Here is a 14,005-nt window from a genome sequence, read left to right as displayed (position 1 = left end):
TCCGGGAGTCCCCAATGAGTCAAGCCCCCGTTGCCGGCAGCACGGTGAAAGCCCTCAGCAGCCTGCTGCTGCCTCTCAGCGACCGCACCCTGTTGCTGCCCAGCGTGGCCCTGGCCGAGTTGATCAACCTGCGCCCGGTCGAGACGCAGTCCGGTGCGCCCGAGTGGTACCTGGGCGACATCAGCTGGCGCGACCTGCGCCTGCCGCTGCTGTCGTTCGAGACCCTGTCCAGCGGTGTGGCCGCGCCCGAGCCGGCGGCCGGCGCGCGCATCGCGGTGATCAACGCCATCGGTGGCCGTGCGCACCTGAAGTTCTTCGCCCTGCTGGTGCAGGGCATTCCGCGCCCGTACAAGCTGGATGCCAGCCTGGCCCCCGCCGGCGCGCCGCTGGCGGCGCTGGAGATGGAGTCGGCGCTGGTCGAGGGCATGGTGGCGCGTATCCCCGACCTGATCGCCGTCGAGCAACGCCTGGCGGATATCGGCCTGATCTGAGCCGCTGCCGTTAGCCGACCACAGGCCCGCCTCGGCGGGCCTGTTGCGTTTGCGGGCCTGGGCGAGCGTCAGCTCAGAAGTCGCCCCACAGCTGCTGCGCCACACTGAGCGCCACCACCGGCGCGGTTTCGGTGCGCAGCACGCGCGGACCGAGGCGCGCGGCCTGGTAGCCGGCGCGCTGCGCCGCGGCCACCTCGGCGTCGCCCAGACCGCCCTCGGGGCCGATCAGAAAGGCCAGGGTGGCCGGCCGCGCGTGGCCGCTCAGTGGCGAGGCCACCGGATGCAGCACCAGCTTCAGCTCCGCCTCGGTCTGCGCCAGCCAGTCGGCGAGGCCGAGTGGCGCATGGATGGTCGGCAGCACCGAACGGCCGCACTGTTCGCAGGCGCTGATGGCGATCTGTCGCCAGTGGGCCAGGCGCTTGTCGGCGCGCTCGTCCTTGAGGCGCACCTCGCAGCGTTCGCTGACGATCGGGGTGATTTCCGCCACCCCCAGCTCGGTGGCCTTCTGGATCGCCCAGTCCATGCGCTCGCCGCGCGACAGGCCCTGGCCGAGGTGGATGCGCAGCGGCGACTCGGCCAACCCAGCCAGTTGCTCGTGCAGCTCCACCTCTACGCTCTTCTTGCCCACCTCGACCAGGGCGCCGCGGTATTCGTGGCCGCTGCCGTCGAACAGCTGCACGGCGTCGCCGACGGCGAGCCGCAGCACGCGGCCGATGTAGTGGGCCTGCGCCTCGGGCAGCTGCTGGCGACCGAGGGACAGGGGGGCATCGATGAAGAAGCGGGACAGGCGCATGACGGGAACGCTGGCTGTGGATGACGGGGCGCAAGCTTAACCTGCCGGCGCCTCGCGCTGGAGGCTCTCGCTGCGATTGCTGTGCGGACGCGAGAAACCGGCAGGTCGTCTGCACAGCGGAGGCGGCCGTGCCGGCGGAGTAATCCCGCCGGTCCGTCAGCCCGGATCGTGGAAGCTGCGCGGGCCGCCCGTCGCCAGCGGGCCGACCGCCTCGCGGGTGGCCAGATCGATGCCCTCGCTGGCCACCGTGGCGAGGAAGTCGATCTCCTCCTCGCTGATCACGTAGGGCGGCAGGAAGTACACCACGCTGCCCAGCGGGCGCAGCAGCGCACCGCGCGCCAGGGCGTGCTGGTAGACCGCGAGGCCGCGGCGCTCCTGCCAGGGGTAGGGGGTCTTGCTCGCCTTGTCGGCGACCATCTCGATGGCCAGCGCCATGCCGGTCTGGCGCACCTCGGCGACGTGCGGGTGGTCCGCGAGGTGGGCGGTGGCGCGAGCCATGCGCGCGGCCAGCGCCTTGTTGTTCTCGATAACGTTGTCCTGCTCGAAGATCTCCAGGGTCGCCAGGGCGGCGGCGCAGGCCAGCGGGTTGCCGGTATAGGTGTGCGAGTGCAGGAACGCGCGCAGGGTAGCGTAGTCGGCGTAGAACGCCTGGTAGACGTCGTCGCTGGTCAGTACCGCGGCCATCGGCAGGTAGCCGCCAGTGAGCGCCTTGGACAGCACCAGGAAGTCCGGGGTGATGCCGGCCTGCTCGCAGGCGAACATGGTCCCGGTGCGGCCGAAGCCGACGGCGATTTCGTCGTGGATCAGGTGCACCTGATAGCGGTCGCAGGCCTCGCGCAACAGCTTGAGGTAGATCGGATGGTACATGCGCATGCCGCCGGCGCCCTGGATCAGCGGCTCAACGATCACCGCGGCGATCTCGGCATGATGCTCGGCGAGGGTCCGCTCCATGTGGGCGAACATGGTCCGCGAATGCTCCTCCCAGCTCACTCCCTCCGGGCGCAGGTAGCAGTCGGGGCTGGGCACCTTGAAGGTGTCCAGCAGCAGCGGCTTGTAGGTGTCGGTGAAGAGAGCCACGTCGCCCACCGACATGGCCGCCACGGTCTCGCCGTGATAGCTGTTGGTCAGGGTGACGAAGCGCTGCTTGCCGTCGCGGCCGGCGTTGCGCCAGTAGTGGAAGCTCATCTTCAGCGCCACCTCGATGCCCGAGGAGCCGTTGTCGGCGTAGAACACCCGGTCGAGCCCCGGCGGGGTGAGCGCCACCAGGCGTTCGGACAGCTCGATCACCGGCTGGTGGCTGAAGCCCGCGAGCATCACGTGCTCGAGGCTGTCGAGCTGCTGGCGGATGCGCGCGTTGATGCGCGGGTTGGCGTGGCCGAACACGTTGACCCACCAGGAGCTGACCGCATCCAGGTAGCGCCTGCCGTCGAAGTCCTCCAGCCACACGCCGGAGCCTGAGCGGATCGGGATCAGCGGCAACTGCTCGTGATCCTTCATCTGCGTGCAGGGGTGCCAGAGCACGGCCAGGTCGCGCTCCATCCACTGTTGATTGCGGCTCATCGGCGACGCTCCTCGAACGGTCAGGTCGCACAGTTTAGCCCCGTCGCGAGGGCATGGGCAGGACCAACGACCCATCGAGCAATTGAATTGTTTTGAACCAGAAATTCCGCTTTAACCCGATGGGTTTGTTGATAGTCTTTCCTCCACGCTTTTAACGGGAAGCTTTCTCATGCAATGGCGCAACTCCCCCCACCGCTACGGGCTGCTCAGCATCCTCCTGCACTGGGGCGTGGCTCTGGCCGTGTTCGGCCTGTTCGGTCTCGGCCTGTGGATGGTCGGTCTCGACTACTACAGCAGCTGGTATCGCACCGGCCCCGCACTGCACAAGAGCATCGGCATCCTGCTGTTCTTCGCCATGCTGCTGCGTGTGGGCTGGCGTCTGCTCAGCCCGCCGCCCGCCGCACCGGCCAATCATGGCGCGCTGACCCGTCGTGGCTCGGCGCTGGCGCACGGCCTGCTGTACCTCGGCCTGTTCGCCCTGATGCTCTCCGGCTACCTGATCTCCACCGCCGATGGCCGCGCCATCGAGGTGTTCGGCTGGTTCGCCGTGCCGGCGACCCTGAGCGGCCTGCCCAACCAGGAAGATGTCGCCGGGGTCGTGCACCGCTGGCTGGCCTGGGGATTGGTCGGCCTGGCCGTGCTGCACGCCCTGGCGGCCCTCAAGCATCACTTCATCGATCGCGACGCCACCCTGGTCCGCATGCTCGGCCAGGCGCGCGACTGACCTTCACGCACTCAACTGCAACGGAGTCTTTCCATGCTGAAGAAATCCCTCCTGGCCCTGAGCCTCGGTTCCCTGCTGTTCGGCGCGCAGGCCATGGCCGCCGACTACAAGATCGACAAGGAAGGCCAGCACGCCTTCGTCAACTTCAAGATCAGCCACCTCGGCTACAGCTGGCTGTACGGCACCTTCAACGACTTCGACGGCTCCTTCAGCTTCGACGCCGCCAAGCCGGAAGCCAGCAAGGTCAAGGTCGAACTGCAGACCGCCAGCGTCGACTCCAACCACGCCGAGCGCGACAAGCACCTGCGCAGCGGCGACTTCCTGAACGTCGCCAAGCACCCGACCGCGACCTTCGAGTCCACCAGCGTGAAATCCACCGGTGAGGGTACCGCCGACATCACCGGTAACCTGACCCTCAACGGCGTGACCAAGCCGGTGGTGATCGCCGCCAAGTTCATCGGCGAAGGCAAGGACCCGTGGGGCGGCTACCGCGCCGGCTTCCAGGGCAGCACCAAGCTCGCCCTGAAGGACTTCGACATCCAGAAGGACCTCGGCCCGGCTTCCCAGGAAGTGGAGCTGATCATCTCGGTCGAAGGCGTCCGCCAGTAACACGCGAGCGGCCACCGGCCGGGCTGGGCGCCAGCGCCGAGCCGACGGTTAGTGGCCACCCGGCGGCAGGCCGTCGTCGGCGACGGCCTTGCCCGACGCAGCGGCGCCCGACGCAGCGGTTTCCTCCGCGGCCAGGCTGCATACCCGATTGCGCCCCTGATGTTTGGCCTGATACAGGGCGCGGTCGGCGCGGTCGATCAGGCTGGCGATGCTCTCCTCGCCCTGCAGGGTGGCGGCGCCGATGCTGACGGTGAGCTGCAGGGTCTGCCCCTCCGCCAGCGACAGCTGACTGGCCGCGACCCGCTGGCGGATCAGTTCGGCCACCGCCAGCGCGCCGGCGGCGTTGGTGTCCGGCAGCACCACGAGAAACTCCTCCCCCCCGTAACGGGCCGTCAGGTCGGCCTGGCGCAGGCCGCTCAGCAGGACCTTGGCGAGACCGAGCAACACCCGGTCGCCCGCGTTGTGCCCCCAGCTGTCGTTGACCCGCTTGAAGTGGTCGATGTCGATCAGCAGCAGCGACAGCGCTCGCGGCGTCCGCCGCTGGCGCGCCATCTCGTATTCCAGCAGCTCGAACAGGCGCCGACGGTTGGCCAGGCCGGTCAGCGGGTCGGTGGTGGCCAACTGCTCGAGGGCCAGGTTCTGCTGGGTCAGGCGGCCGAGCAGGCGCGCCAGTTCGGCCTGCATGGCGTCGAGCTCGTCGCCGCGCCCGTCGCCGCTCAGCAGCCGCGCGTCGATCGCGCCGCTCAGCATGCTGCGCCGCAGGGCGTCGATGCGTTGCAGCAGCTGGCGCTCAAGCAGGTTGGACTGGGCCACCAGCAGGATGGCGATGGTCAGGCCGGCGAGCAGGATCAGCAGGGTCTGCAGCCAGTGCTTGAGGGCGAACTCGTTGCGCTGGGCCAGCAGCAGACGGTCGGCGTCGCTGGCCAGCGCGCTGGCGTAGCTGGTCAGCACCACCGTCTGCTCGTCCAGCAGCCGCGCCAGGTCGCGCTCCATCCGCCGCAGGGCATCGCTCTGCCGACTGCCCGCGGCATCGCGCGCAGCGGCCTCCACGGCGATGCGCTGGCGGGTGACCGCGCCGGCACGGGCGATGGTGGTGTGCAGTTGCGCGACGGCCTGGCGCAGGCTGGCGACATCGCGGCTCTCGCCGGTATGGCGGAACAGGCGGTCGAGGTCCTCGTCGAGCAGCGTCAGGCGGCTTTCCACCTGCATGAGCAGGGTGTCCAGCTCGCCCTCGCCGAGCGCCAGCGGCAGGCGGGCGGCCTGGGCGGCGAGGGCGCGGGTGTCGGTGTTCAGCTGCTGCGCGGTCTGCCAGTGCGGCAGCAGCGAGCGCTGCAGGCGCAGGCTGGTGCGCTCCAGCCAGAACTGGCTGACCAGCAGGCTGAGGATGGCCAGCAGCACCACGCCGAGCATCAGCCAGGAAAAGCGGCGCAGGCGGGCGCGCACGCTGCCGCGAAGACGCGGGGCTGGCTCGGTCATGGGGATCTCCGGACGCCGGGCGCGGGCCGGGCGTCGTTCTGGCAGAAGGCTTATAGCGAAATGCTAGCATATGGCCACATGCGGCCGTGCCGGCGGCCGCCCAGCCAGGAGGCCAGGACATGCGGACGACACGGAGCAGGGCGAGGGTATGGGCAGGCGCGGTGGTGCTGCTCGGCTTGGGGACGGCAGCGGGCAGCGCGGCGGCGGATACCCTGGCGCAGGTGCAGGCGCGCGGTGTCCTGCGCTGCGCGGTGGACGGCACGCCGGGCTTCGGCGGCATCGACGCCAACGGGCGTCCCGCCGGCTTCGACGTCGACTTCTGCCGCGCGGTGGCGGCGGCGGTGCTGGGCAGCGGCGAGGCGGTGGAGATCGAACGGATCAACACCGCCAACAAGTTCAAGGCATTGGTGCGTGGCGAGGTGGACATCGCCTTCGGCATGGCCACCTGGACCTACGCCCGCGACCTCGAGCTGGGAGTGCGCTTCGTCGCGCCGACCTTCTTCGACGGCCAGGCGCTGATGGTGTGGGCCGACAGCCCGGTGCGCCGCCTGGAGGATGCCCGCGGACGCAGCGTCTGCGTGCAGGCCGGCACCACCACGGCGGCCAACCTCGACGACGTCTCGCGCAGCCGCGGTCTCGACCTGCGCCCGCTGCTGGCGGCGCAGACCGAGGAGCGCCTCAACCGCTTCCTGCGCCGCGACTGCGAACTGGTCAGCGGCGACCGTTCGGAGCTGGCCGCCGCGCGCGCCAGCCGCATCGCCGATCCCGCGCGCTGGCGTCTGCTCGACGAGTCGCTGTCGCGCGAGCCGCTCGGCCCCTACGTGGCGGCCGGCGACGAACGCTGGTTCAACCTGGTGCGCTGGACGATCAACGTCACCCAGCTGGGCGAATTGCACGGCTTGGGCGCGGACAACCTAGGCGCGCTCGGCAGTGAGGCCGGCCACGAGCAGCTGGCGCTGGCCGGACGCGTACCGGGACTGGGACAGGCGCTGGGCCTCGAGGACGACTGGGCGCGCCAGGTGCTGGCGCAAGTCGGCAACTACGCGCAGATCTACGAGCGCAACCTGGGCAAGGGTTCGGCGCTGGGTCTGCCGCGCGGCTTCAATCGGCTGTGGCGCGACGGCGGGCTGTTCTTCCCGCCGCCGCTGCGCTGAGGGGAACCCCGCCGCGGGCGGCGGGGCGTCGACTCACTTGTTGCGGGTCAGCAGCGCCGGCTTCTCGCTGCGCGGGCGGCTGTCCTGCTCGAGCTGGTCGAGCTGCTCGGCGGTGGGCAGACGATCGAGGCGCGAGGGCTTGTGCACGATCACCGGCTGGGTGTCGCGGGGACTGCGTACGGCGGCCGGTTCGCGCAGCGGCGGCTCGCGCAGCAGGCTGTCGCGGGCGCGCTGGCCGATGTCGCGGGCGGCACGATTGGCGTTGCCGCCGCGATTGCCCTGCTGGCCGCCCTGGTTGCGGTTGCCGCCACCCTGGCCACGGCCGCCGCGGCCCTGCTTCTTGCCCTGGTAGGGGCTGACGTAGTCGACGCTGTTGCCGAAGTTGTCGTAGTCGTCGTCGAGGAAGGCCTCCGGGTCGCGGTCGGCACGCGCCGGCAGCGGCAGCTCGCCGGGCGCCGTTTGGACCGCCGCCTTGCCGCGACGCTGGCCCTGACCCTGCCCTTGGCTCTGGCCGTCACGACGGTTGCGGCCCTTGTCGCCGCCCTGGGCGCTCTGGCCGGCCTTGTCGCCGCGCTGGCGCTCGCCGCGGGCCGGCTTGGCCTGCGCCTTGTCGGTCTTTTCGCCACGCGCCGGCTTGGCGCTGCGCTCGCCGCGGGCCGGCTTGGCGGCGTTCTCGCCGGACTCGCTCTTCTCGGCCTTGGCGGCGCGTGCCGGGCGCTCCTTGCGCTCCTGCGGCAGGTCCTTGCGGCCGTGGCCACGGCCCTGGCGCGGCGGGCGCTCGTCGCTGTCGGCCGGCGCGTTGTCCACCACCTGGCTGGGGTCGAAGCCCTGCATGTCGCCTTCGGGGATGCGCTGCTTGGTCAGCCGCTCGATGGCCTTGAGCAGCTTGTCCTCGTCCGGGGCCACCAGCGAGATCGCCTCGCCGCTGCGCCCGGCGCGGCCGGTGCGGCCGATGCGGTGGACGTAGTCTTCCTCGACGTTGGGCAGCTCGTAGTTGACCACGTGCGGCAGCTGGTCGATGTCCAGGCCGCGGGCAGCGATGTCGGTGGCCACCAGGATGCGCACGGCGTTGGCCTTGAAGTCGGCCAGTGCCTTGGTGCGCGCGTTCTGGCTCTTGTTGCCGTGGATCGCGGCGGCCGGCAGGCCCTGCTTGCACAGGTACTCGGCCAGGCGGTTGGCGCCGTGCTTGGTGCGGGTGAACACCAGCACCTGCTCCCAGGCGCCGACGGTCACCAGGTGGGCGAGCAGGGCGCGCTTCTGGGTGGCGGCGATGCGGAACATGCGCTGCTCGATGCGCTCCACCGTGGTGTTCGGCGGGGTGACCTCGATGCGCTCGGGGTTGTGCAGCAGCTTGCCGGCGAGGTCGGTGATGTCCTTGGAGAAGGTCGCCGAGAACAGCAGGTTCTGGCGCTTGGCCGGCAGCTTGGCGAGCACCTTCTTGACGTCGTGGATGAAGCCCATGTCGAGCATGCGGTCGGCTTCGTCGAGGACGAGGATTTCCACGTGGCCGAGGTCGATGGCCTTCTGGTTGGCCAGGTCGAGCAGGCGGCCGGGGCAGGCGACCAGCACGTCGAGGCCCTTGGCCACCGCCTGGACCTGCGGATTCATGCCGACGCCGCCGAAGATGCAGGCGCTTTTCAGCGGCAGGTCGCGGGCGTAGACCTTGAAGCTGTCGTGCACCTGGGCGGCCAGCTCGCGGGTCGGGGTCAGGACCAGCACGCGCGGCTGCTTGGCGGCGTGGCGGTGTTCGCGGTCGGGATGGCCGCCCGGGAACAGCAGTTCGAGCACCGGCAGGGCGAAGCCGCCGGTCTTGCCGGTGCCGGTCTGCGCGGCGACCATCAGGTCGCGGCCCTGCAGGACGGCGGGAATGGCGCGTTGCTGCACCGGAGTGGGCTGGGCGTAGCCGGCGGCTTCGACGGCGCCGGCCAGGGCCTCGGAGAGACCGAGGGAAGTAAAGGACATGCGGGGTTCCTGTTTCACGTCGGCAACCCGCCGACTCGGGGGGGATCGACCCGGCTACCGGCCGGTGGATCCCGCGCGCATCATCATCGGCTGCGAACAGGGCGCGGAACTGGCCCGCGCCCCCGCCCGACGGCCATCGCCCTGCGCCGGGCGGTGGTCTGGACGGAGGTCCGTAGCGTTGGGAGAAGCCGTCCGCGCGGCGCGCGGGCAGGCTCCCTGAGCCGGAGGGCTCGTTCTCAGTGCACGAGCGACCGTTGGCCGCGGCGTGTGCCGTCCCTTAGCGGGGCAGCTTGAGGTTGTTCCAGATTGCCAGGCTCGGTTCGGCCTGGTTCAGGGTGTAGAAGTGCAGCCCCGGCGCGCCGCCGGCGAGCAGCTTCTCGCACATCTCGGTGACCACCTGCTCGCCGAACGCCTGGATGCTCTCCAGATCGTCGCCGTAGGCCTCCAGCTGCTTGCGCACCCAGCGCGGCAGCTCTGCGCCGCAGGCGTCGGAGAAACGCGCCAGCTTGCTGTAGTTGGTGATCGGCATGATACCCGGGACGATCGGGGTTTCGACACCCAGTTTGCGCACGCGTTCCACAAAATAGAAATAGCAGTCGGCGTTGAAGAAGTACTGGGTGATCGCGCTGTCGGCGCCGGCCTTGGCCTTGCGCACGAAGTTGAGCAGATCATCCTCGAAACTGCGCGCCTGCGGGTGCACTTCCGGATAGGCGGCCACCTCGATGTGGAAGTGGTCGCCGGTTTCCGCGCGGATGAACTCGACCAGCTCGTTGGCGTGGCGCAGCTCGCCGTTGGCCAGGCCCATGCCCGAGGGCAGGTCGCCGCGCAGGGCGACGATGCGCTGGATGCCGGCATCCTTGTAGGTGGTCAGCAGCTCGCGCAGCTCGGCCTTGCTGTCGCCGACGCAGGACAGGTGCGGCGCAGTCGGCACCTTCACCTCGCCGTCGAGCTGCAGCACGGTGTTCAGCGTGCGGTCGCGGGTCGAGCCGCCGGCGCCGTAGGTGCAGGAGAAGAAATCGGGGTTGTAGCCGGCCAGCTGGCGGGCCACGTTCAGCAGTTTTTCATGCCCGGCTTCGGTCTTGCAGGGGAAGAACTCGAAGCTGTAGCGGCGTTCCTGGGACATGGAATGGGTCCTTGAATGCGCAGGGAGGGTTGGCCGCACCGCGGCGCAACCCGCCAGGGATGCCGGCAGGCATCCCCATTGCCGGCCGAATGGCCGGTCGGTGGGTGACGGCCTGCGGCCGCGCCCACCCTACGATCAGTAACGATAGCTGTCCGGCTTGAACGGGCCGTCGGCAGCGACGCCGATGTACTCGGCCTGCTTGCCGGTCAGGCGGGTGACCACGCCACCGAAGCCCTTGACCATCTCCAGCGCCACTTCCTCGTCGAGCTTCTTGGGCAGCACTTCGACGGCCAGGCGCGCGGCCTTGGCGGCGGCCGGCAGGTCGGCGAACTTCGCGCCGTAGAGGTGGATCTGCGCCAGCACCTGGTTGGCGAACGAGCCGTCCATGATCCGGCTGGGGTGGCCGGTGGCGTTGCCCAGGTTCACCAGGCGGCCTTCGGCGAGCAGGATCAGGTAGTCGTCGTTGAGCGGATCGAACTGGCCGGCGCCGGTGCGGTGGATCTTGTGCACCTGCGGCTTGACCTCTTCCCAGGCCCAGGTCTTGCGCATGAAGGCGGTGTCGATCTCGTTGTCGAAGTGGCCGATGTTGCACACCACTGCGCGCTTCTTCAGCGCCTTGAGCATGTTGGCGTCGCAGACGTTGACGTTGCCGGTGGTGGTGACGATCAGGTCGATCTTGCCGAGCAGGGCCTTGTCGATGCTGGCTTCGCTGCCGTCGTTCTCGCCGTTCAGGTAGGGGGAAACCACCTCGAAGCCGTCCATGCAGGCCTGCATGGCGCAGATCGGGTCGATCTCGGAAACCTTGACGATCATGCCTTCCTGGCGCAGCGACTGCGCCGAGCCCTTGCCCACGTCGCCGTAGCCGATCACCAGCGCCTGCTTGCCCGACAGCAGGTGGTCGGTGCCGCGCTTGATGGCGTCGTTGAGGCTGTGGCGGCAGCCGTACTTGTTGTCGTTCTTGCTCTTGGTCACCGAGTCGTTGACGTTGATCGCCGGGACTTTCAGGGTGCCGGCCTTGAGCATGTCGAGCAGGCGGTGCACGCCGGTGGTGGTTTCCTCGGTGATGCCGTGGATCTTGTCCAGCATCTGCGGGTACTTGGCGTGGAGGATCTGGGTCAGGTCGCCGCCGTCGTCCAGCACCATGTTGGCGTCCCACGGCTCGCCATCCTTGAGGATGGTCTGCTCGATGCACCACTCGTACTCCTCCTCGGTCTCGCCCTTCCAGGCGAACACCGGGATGCCGGCGGCGGCGATGGCGGCCGCGGCCTGGTCCTGGGTGGAGAAGATGTTGCAGGACGACCAGCGCACTTCGGCACCGAGGGCGACCAGGGTCTCGATCAGCACCGCGGTCTGGATGGTCATGTGGATGCAGCCGAGGATCTTCGCGCCGGCCAGCGGCTGTTCCGCGGCGTACTTGCGGCGCAGGCCCATCAGCGCCGGCATCTCGGACTCGGCGATGATGATCTCGCGACGGCCCCAGTCGGCCAGGGCAATGTCGGCAACCTTGTAGTCGGCAAAAGCAGCGCTCATGCGTATCTCCATTCGTGTATGCGAATGGGCGCCGTTGAAGTCAGAAGCGGCGGCGCAGGAGGCGGCCAGCCGGAACGACAGCCGTCCGAGCCTGACAGGCGGCCGGTGGAGGACCGGCGCAACGCCTGCTGCAGCGCCCCTCGGACAGGTGGCGGGTTGCGGCGCGGGGCCGCAAGGAGGGGCGATTATAGCGGCGCATGCGGCTGCGCCCAAGTTTTCCGTGTCGTGCGGCGACCGGACACGCTCTGCGGGCTTGGCCGCGGCCGGCGATGCGCGGATACTGTCGCGCGCTTTGTGCCCTGCGAGATCTAGCCATGACTGTTCGAAAGCTGCTGCTGCTGGCCCTGTGCGGCCTGACCCTGACCGCCTGCGACCGCGTCGATCCCAACTCGCCGCTGGGCAAGCGCCAGGCGCTGTTCAAGGAGATGCTGAGGACCAGCGAGGACCTCGGCGGCATGCTGCGCGGGCGTATCACCTTCGACGAGCAGCGCTTCGTCGCCGGCGCGGCCAAGCTCGATGCGCTGTCGCATGAGCCCTGGCAGCACTTCCCGGCGGTGCGCGAAGAGGACAGCCGCGCCCGCAACGACGTCTGGCAACGCCAGGAGCGCTTCCAGCAACTGGCCCGCGACCTCGAGGCCAGCACCGCCGCGCTGGTCGTCGCCAGCACCGCCAAGCCGCTCGAGGCCAAGGCGCTGGCCGCGCCGGTCGACCGCGTGGAGAAGGCCTGCAAGGCCTGCCACGAGGAATTCCGCATCTACTGACGGCCGCACCCGGCGCGCCGATCGCCACGCCGAATGACCGCTGTCCGCCTTGCCCCGAAGGCGCCTGCAAAGGGCGCCAGGGGACATCGCCCCTCAAGCGCTCAGAACCCCGCCACGCCCGCCGCCTGCAGCTGCCTGCGCAGCTCGCCCACCTGCGGATGGCTGAAGAACGCCTGCAACTGCCGGGCCTGCTTCGCGCTGGCGCCCGCGGCCTGCCAGTCGGCCGCCGCACGGGCGGCCAGCGTCGCCCAGTCCTCCGCCAGTTGGGTGCGCCCGGCCGGCGGCAGGCCGAGGGCGCGCAGCCAGGTGTGGAACGGTCGTTGGCGGGCCGTCTGCAGGCTGCGCCACAGTTTGGCGGCGCGCGCCGGGCCGAAGACCGGCAGGGCGGCCAGCCGATCTTGCTCCAGCGCCAGCCAGTCGAGCAGGTCGTCGACCAGCCCCGCCTCCTGCAGGGATCGCCAGGTGGCCGGGCCGACGCCCTCCAGTGCCAGTCCCTGGCGTCCGCCCAGCCAAGCCAGACGGGCCTGGAACTGCCCGGCGCAGTCCGCCTCGCTGGCCCGCCAGCAACTCAGGGAATGATGACGCGCCGGATCCGGCACCGGCAGCGGCGGGCGTTCGCTGCCCTGCCAGACCATTCCGTCGAGGTGCGGGATGGTCTGGCCGGCGAGGCGCACCGCCACCTGATCGCCGGGGCGGATGTCCAGCGCGCGCCAGCGCCTGAGCGAGCCGACGCTGACCCGGGCGATGCGCCGGCCGTCCAGCTCCACCGGCTCGAGGTGCAGCAGCGGGGTGATGCGTCCGCTGCGCCCGATGCGGAACTCCACCTGGCGTACCTCGGCCAGTGCCTGCTCGGCCGGGTACTTCCAGGCGACCGCCCAGTAGGGCGGCTCGGCGCGCCAGCGGGTGGCCGGCGGGCGCTGTCCGTGGCGGATGACGATGCCGTCGCTGGCGAACGGCAGCTCCTGCCGATACCAGTGCTCGCGCCAGCGGGCGATGTCGTCGGCATGGGTGACCTCCTGGGTGTAGTCCGGACTGTCGAAGCCGAGCCGGCGCAGGCCGGCCAGGCGCTCGGTCATCGCCGCCGGGCCTTCCGGCCACTCCCAGACGAACAGGCCGATGCGCTGGCCGTCCGCCTCGCTCAGCGCCTGGCGGGCCAGCAGGCCGGCGACTCTGGCGCGCGCACCGGCGCCGCCGTGTTCGGCCTGCACGTGCCGGTCGAGCCGCCAGTACAGCTCGCCCTGCAGCACCAGGCGACCGGGGCCGCTGTCCAGGCGCGCAGGGATGGCGGCGATGCGCCGCGCGTTGGCGGTCCAGTCCTGGCCATGGCGGCCGTCGCCGCGGCTGATCGCCCGGACCAGCCGGCCGTCCTCGTAGACCAGGCTGACCGCCACGCCGTCGACCTTGGGCTGCACCCACAGGTCGCTCTGCCCGGCGACCCAGGCTTCCACCGCCGCCGTGTCGTCGAGCTTGGCCAGGCCGGTGTGCGCCACCGGATGGGCTAGCGGGCCGGCCGCGGCGGCGAGGGCCTGGGGTTCGCAGGCCAGGGCCGGAAAGCACTGGTTCCACTGCGCGAGGCGTGCGCGCGCCTGGTCGTAGAGACTGTCGTCGATGGGGCTCTGGCCGTCGCGGTGATAGGCGGTGTCCCAGCCTTCGATCCGTGCGGCGAGGATCTGCACCTCGCGGGCGGCACGGGATTCGGACCAGTCGGGGCAGTCGGCGTGGGCGAGGGTAGGCAGCAGCAGGGCCAGCGCCAGGACGGCGGCGGCCCGCGCGCGCAGAGGGCGGCGAGGCATGGGGGTGAGCGTCCTTGCTCGAGGGAGAC

The 14,005-nt window shown here is 70.2% G+C and carries 12 protein-coding genes and 1 riboswitch; of the genes, 5 read left to right on the top strand and 7 right to left on the bottom strand.

All coding sequences use genetic code 11. The features are described from left to right. Window positions 1-14 precede the first annotated feature (14 nt). Window positions 15-491 carry a chemotaxis protein CheW gene (locus tag LMJ29_RS04440; protein ID WP_229604301.1) on the top strand — a complete coding sequence of 159 codons (477 nt, stop codon included), beginning with the start codon at window positions 15-17 and terminating at the stop codon, window positions 489-491. A gap of 73 nt (window positions 492-564) precedes the next feature. Here LMJ29_RS04440 and LMJ29_RS04435 read toward each other — a convergent pair whose 3' ends face one another. Then, on the bottom strand, window positions 565-1,284 hold the full coding sequence (locus tag LMJ29_RS04435) for a 16S rRNA (uracil(1498)-N(3))-methyltransferase (RefSeq protein WP_229604300.1): 720 nt from the start codon (window positions 1,282-1,284) through the stop codon (window positions 565-567). A 156-nt stretch (window positions 1,285-1,440) separates the two neighbouring features. After that, window positions 1,441-2,844, bottom strand: coding sequence for an adenosylmethionine--8-amino-7-oxononanoate transaminase (locus LMJ29_RS04430; protein WP_229604299.1), 1,404 nt, complete (start codon window positions 2,842-2,844; stop codon window positions 1,441-1,443). A 169-nt stretch (window positions 2,845-3,013) separates the two neighbouring features. Between LMJ29_RS04430 and LMJ29_RS04425 the strand changes: the two genes are divergently transcribed. Next, window positions 3,014-3,568 carry a cytochrome b gene (locus LMJ29_RS04425; protein WP_229604298.1) on the top strand — a complete coding sequence of 185 codons (555 nt, stop codon included), beginning with the start codon at window positions 3,014-3,016 and terminating at the stop codon, window positions 3,566-3,568. Window positions 3,569-3,601: 33 nt separating this feature from the next. Further along, window positions 3,602-4,177, top strand: a complete 576-nt coding sequence (locus LMJ29_RS04420; protein ID WP_229604297.1) for a YceI family protein — start codon at window positions 3,602-3,604, stop codon at window positions 4,175-4,177. A 48-nt stretch (window positions 4,178-4,225) separates the two neighbouring features. On the opposite strand, the gene LMJ29_RS04415 is transcribed toward LMJ29_RS04420, so the two are convergent. Further along, on the bottom strand, window positions 4,226-5,653 hold the full coding sequence (locus LMJ29_RS04415; RefSeq protein ID WP_229604296.1) for a GGDEF domain-containing protein: 1,428 nt from the start codon (window positions 5,651-5,653) through the stop codon (window positions 4,226-4,228). 119 nt (window positions 5,654-5,772) lie between these two features. On the opposite strand from LMJ29_RS04415, the gene LMJ29_RS04410 reads away from it, so the two are divergent. Further along, complete coding sequence (locus LMJ29_RS04410) at window positions 5,773-6,807, top strand: amino acid ABC transporter substrate-binding protein (protein ID WP_229604295.1); 1,035 nt, start codon at window positions 5,773-5,775, stop codon at window positions 6,805-6,807. Between the two features lie 33 nt (window positions 6,808-6,840). Here the strand turns inward: LMJ29_RS04410 and LMJ29_RS04405 are convergent, their stop codons facing one another. The 3 genes from LMJ29_RS04405 to ahcY all read right to left on the bottom strand — a co-directional run bounded on the left by LMJ29_RS04405 (window position 6,841) and on the right by ahcY (window position 11,434). Next, window positions 6,841-8,769 (bottom strand): DEAD/DEAH box helicase, encoded by a 1,929-nt coding sequence (locus tag LMJ29_RS04405; RefSeq protein ID WP_229604294.1) that lies wholly within the window; start codon window positions 8,767-8,769, stop codon window positions 6,841-6,843. Between the two features lie 277 nt (window positions 8,770-9,046). Then, complete coding sequence (metF, locus tag LMJ29_RS04400) at window positions 9,047-9,892, bottom strand: methylenetetrahydrofolate reductase [NAD(P)H] (RefSeq protein ID WP_229604293.1); 846 nt, start codon at window positions 9,890-9,892, stop codon at window positions 9,047-9,049. Between the two features lie 135 nt (window positions 9,893-10,027). Then, on the bottom strand, window positions 10,028-11,434 hold the full coding sequence (ahcY, locus tag LMJ29_RS04395) for an adenosylhomocysteinase (RefSeq protein WP_229604292.1): 1,407 nt from the start codon (window positions 11,432-11,434) through the stop codon (window positions 10,028-10,030). Between the two features lie 7 nt (window positions 11,435-11,441). Next, window positions 11,442-11,570: riboswitch (S-adenosyl-L-homocysteine riboswitch) on the bottom strand. Between the two features lie 166 nt (window positions 11,571-11,736). On the opposite strand from ahcY, the gene LMJ29_RS04390 reads away from it, so the two are divergent. After that, window positions 11,737-12,183: a c-type cytochrome gene (locus LMJ29_RS04390; RefSeq protein WP_229604291.1), complete on the top strand. Its 447-nt coding sequence runs from the start codon at window positions 11,737-11,739 to the stop codon at window positions 12,181-12,183. A gap of 101 nt (window positions 12,184-12,284) precedes the next feature. Here LMJ29_RS04390 and ligB read toward each other — a convergent pair whose 3' ends face one another. After that, window positions 12,285-13,976 carry an NAD-dependent DNA ligase LigB gene (gene ligB / locus LMJ29_RS04385; protein WP_229604290.1) on the bottom strand — a complete coding sequence of 564 codons (1,692 nt, stop codon included), beginning with the start codon at window positions 13,974-13,976 and terminating at the stop codon, window positions 12,285-12,287. Between the last annotated feature and the right edge of the window lie 29 nt (window positions 13,977-14,005).

Origin of the sequence: Pseudomonas oryzagri (assembly GCF_020831405.1) — a bacterium.
GTDB lineage: Bacteria > Pseudomonadota > Gammaproteobacteria > Pseudomonadales > Pseudomonadaceae > Geopseudomonas > Geopseudomonas oryzagri.
The sequence above is the reverse complement of the archived record's forward strand: the minus strand, read 5'-3'. Positions and strand labels throughout refer to the sequence as shown.

Excerpts from the sequence above, each read along its gene's own strand:
- LMJ29_RS04420 (WP_229604297.1), top strand. The coding sequence starts at position 3,602 with ATGCTGAAGAAATCCCTCCTGGCCCTGAGCCTCGGTTCCCTGCTGTTC.
- LMJ29_RS04390 (WP_229604291.1), top strand. The coding sequence starts at position 11,737 with ATGACTGTTCGAAAGCTGCTGCTGCTGGCCCTGTGCGGCCTGACCCTG.
- LMJ29_RS04435 (WP_229604300.1), bottom strand. The coding sequence starts at position 1,284 with ATGCGCCTGTCCCGCTTCTTCATCGATGCCCCCCTGTCCCTCGGTCGC.
- LMJ29_RS04410 (WP_229604295.1), top strand. The coding sequence starts at position 5,773 with ATGCGGACGACACGGAGCAGGGCGAGGGTATGGGCAGGCGCGGTGGTG.
- LMJ29_RS04430 (WP_229604299.1), bottom strand. The coding sequence starts at position 2,844 with ATGAGCCGCAATCAACAGTGGATGGAGCGCGACCTGGCCGTGCTCTGG.
- LMJ29_RS04415 (WP_229604296.1), bottom strand. The coding sequence starts at position 5,653 with ATGACCGAGCCAGCCCCGCGTCTTCGCGGCAGCGTGCGCGCCCGCCTG.
- ligB (WP_229604290.1), bottom strand. The coding sequence starts at position 13,976 with ATGCCTCGCCGCCCTCTGCGCGCGCGGGCCGCCGCCGTCCTGGCGCTG.
- LMJ29_RS04425 (WP_229604298.1), top strand. The coding sequence starts at position 3,014 with ATGCAATGGCGCAACTCCCCCCACCGCTACGGGCTGCTCAGCATCCTC.
- ahcY (WP_229604292.1), bottom strand. The coding sequence starts at position 11,434 with ATGGAGATACGCATGAGCGCTGCTTTTGCCGACTACAAGGTTGCCGAC.
- LMJ29_RS04405 (WP_229604294.1), bottom strand. The coding sequence starts at position 8,769 with ATGTCCTTTACTTCCCTCGGTCTCTCCGAGGCCCTGGCCGGCGCCGTC.
- metF (WP_229604293.1), bottom strand. The coding sequence starts at position 9,892 with ATGTCCCAGGAACGCCGCTACAGCTTCGAGTTCTTCCCCTGCAAGACC.
- LMJ29_RS04440 (WP_229604301.1), top strand. The coding sequence starts at position 15 with ATGAGTCAAGCCCCCGTTGCCGGCAGCACGGTGAAAGCCCTCAGCAGC.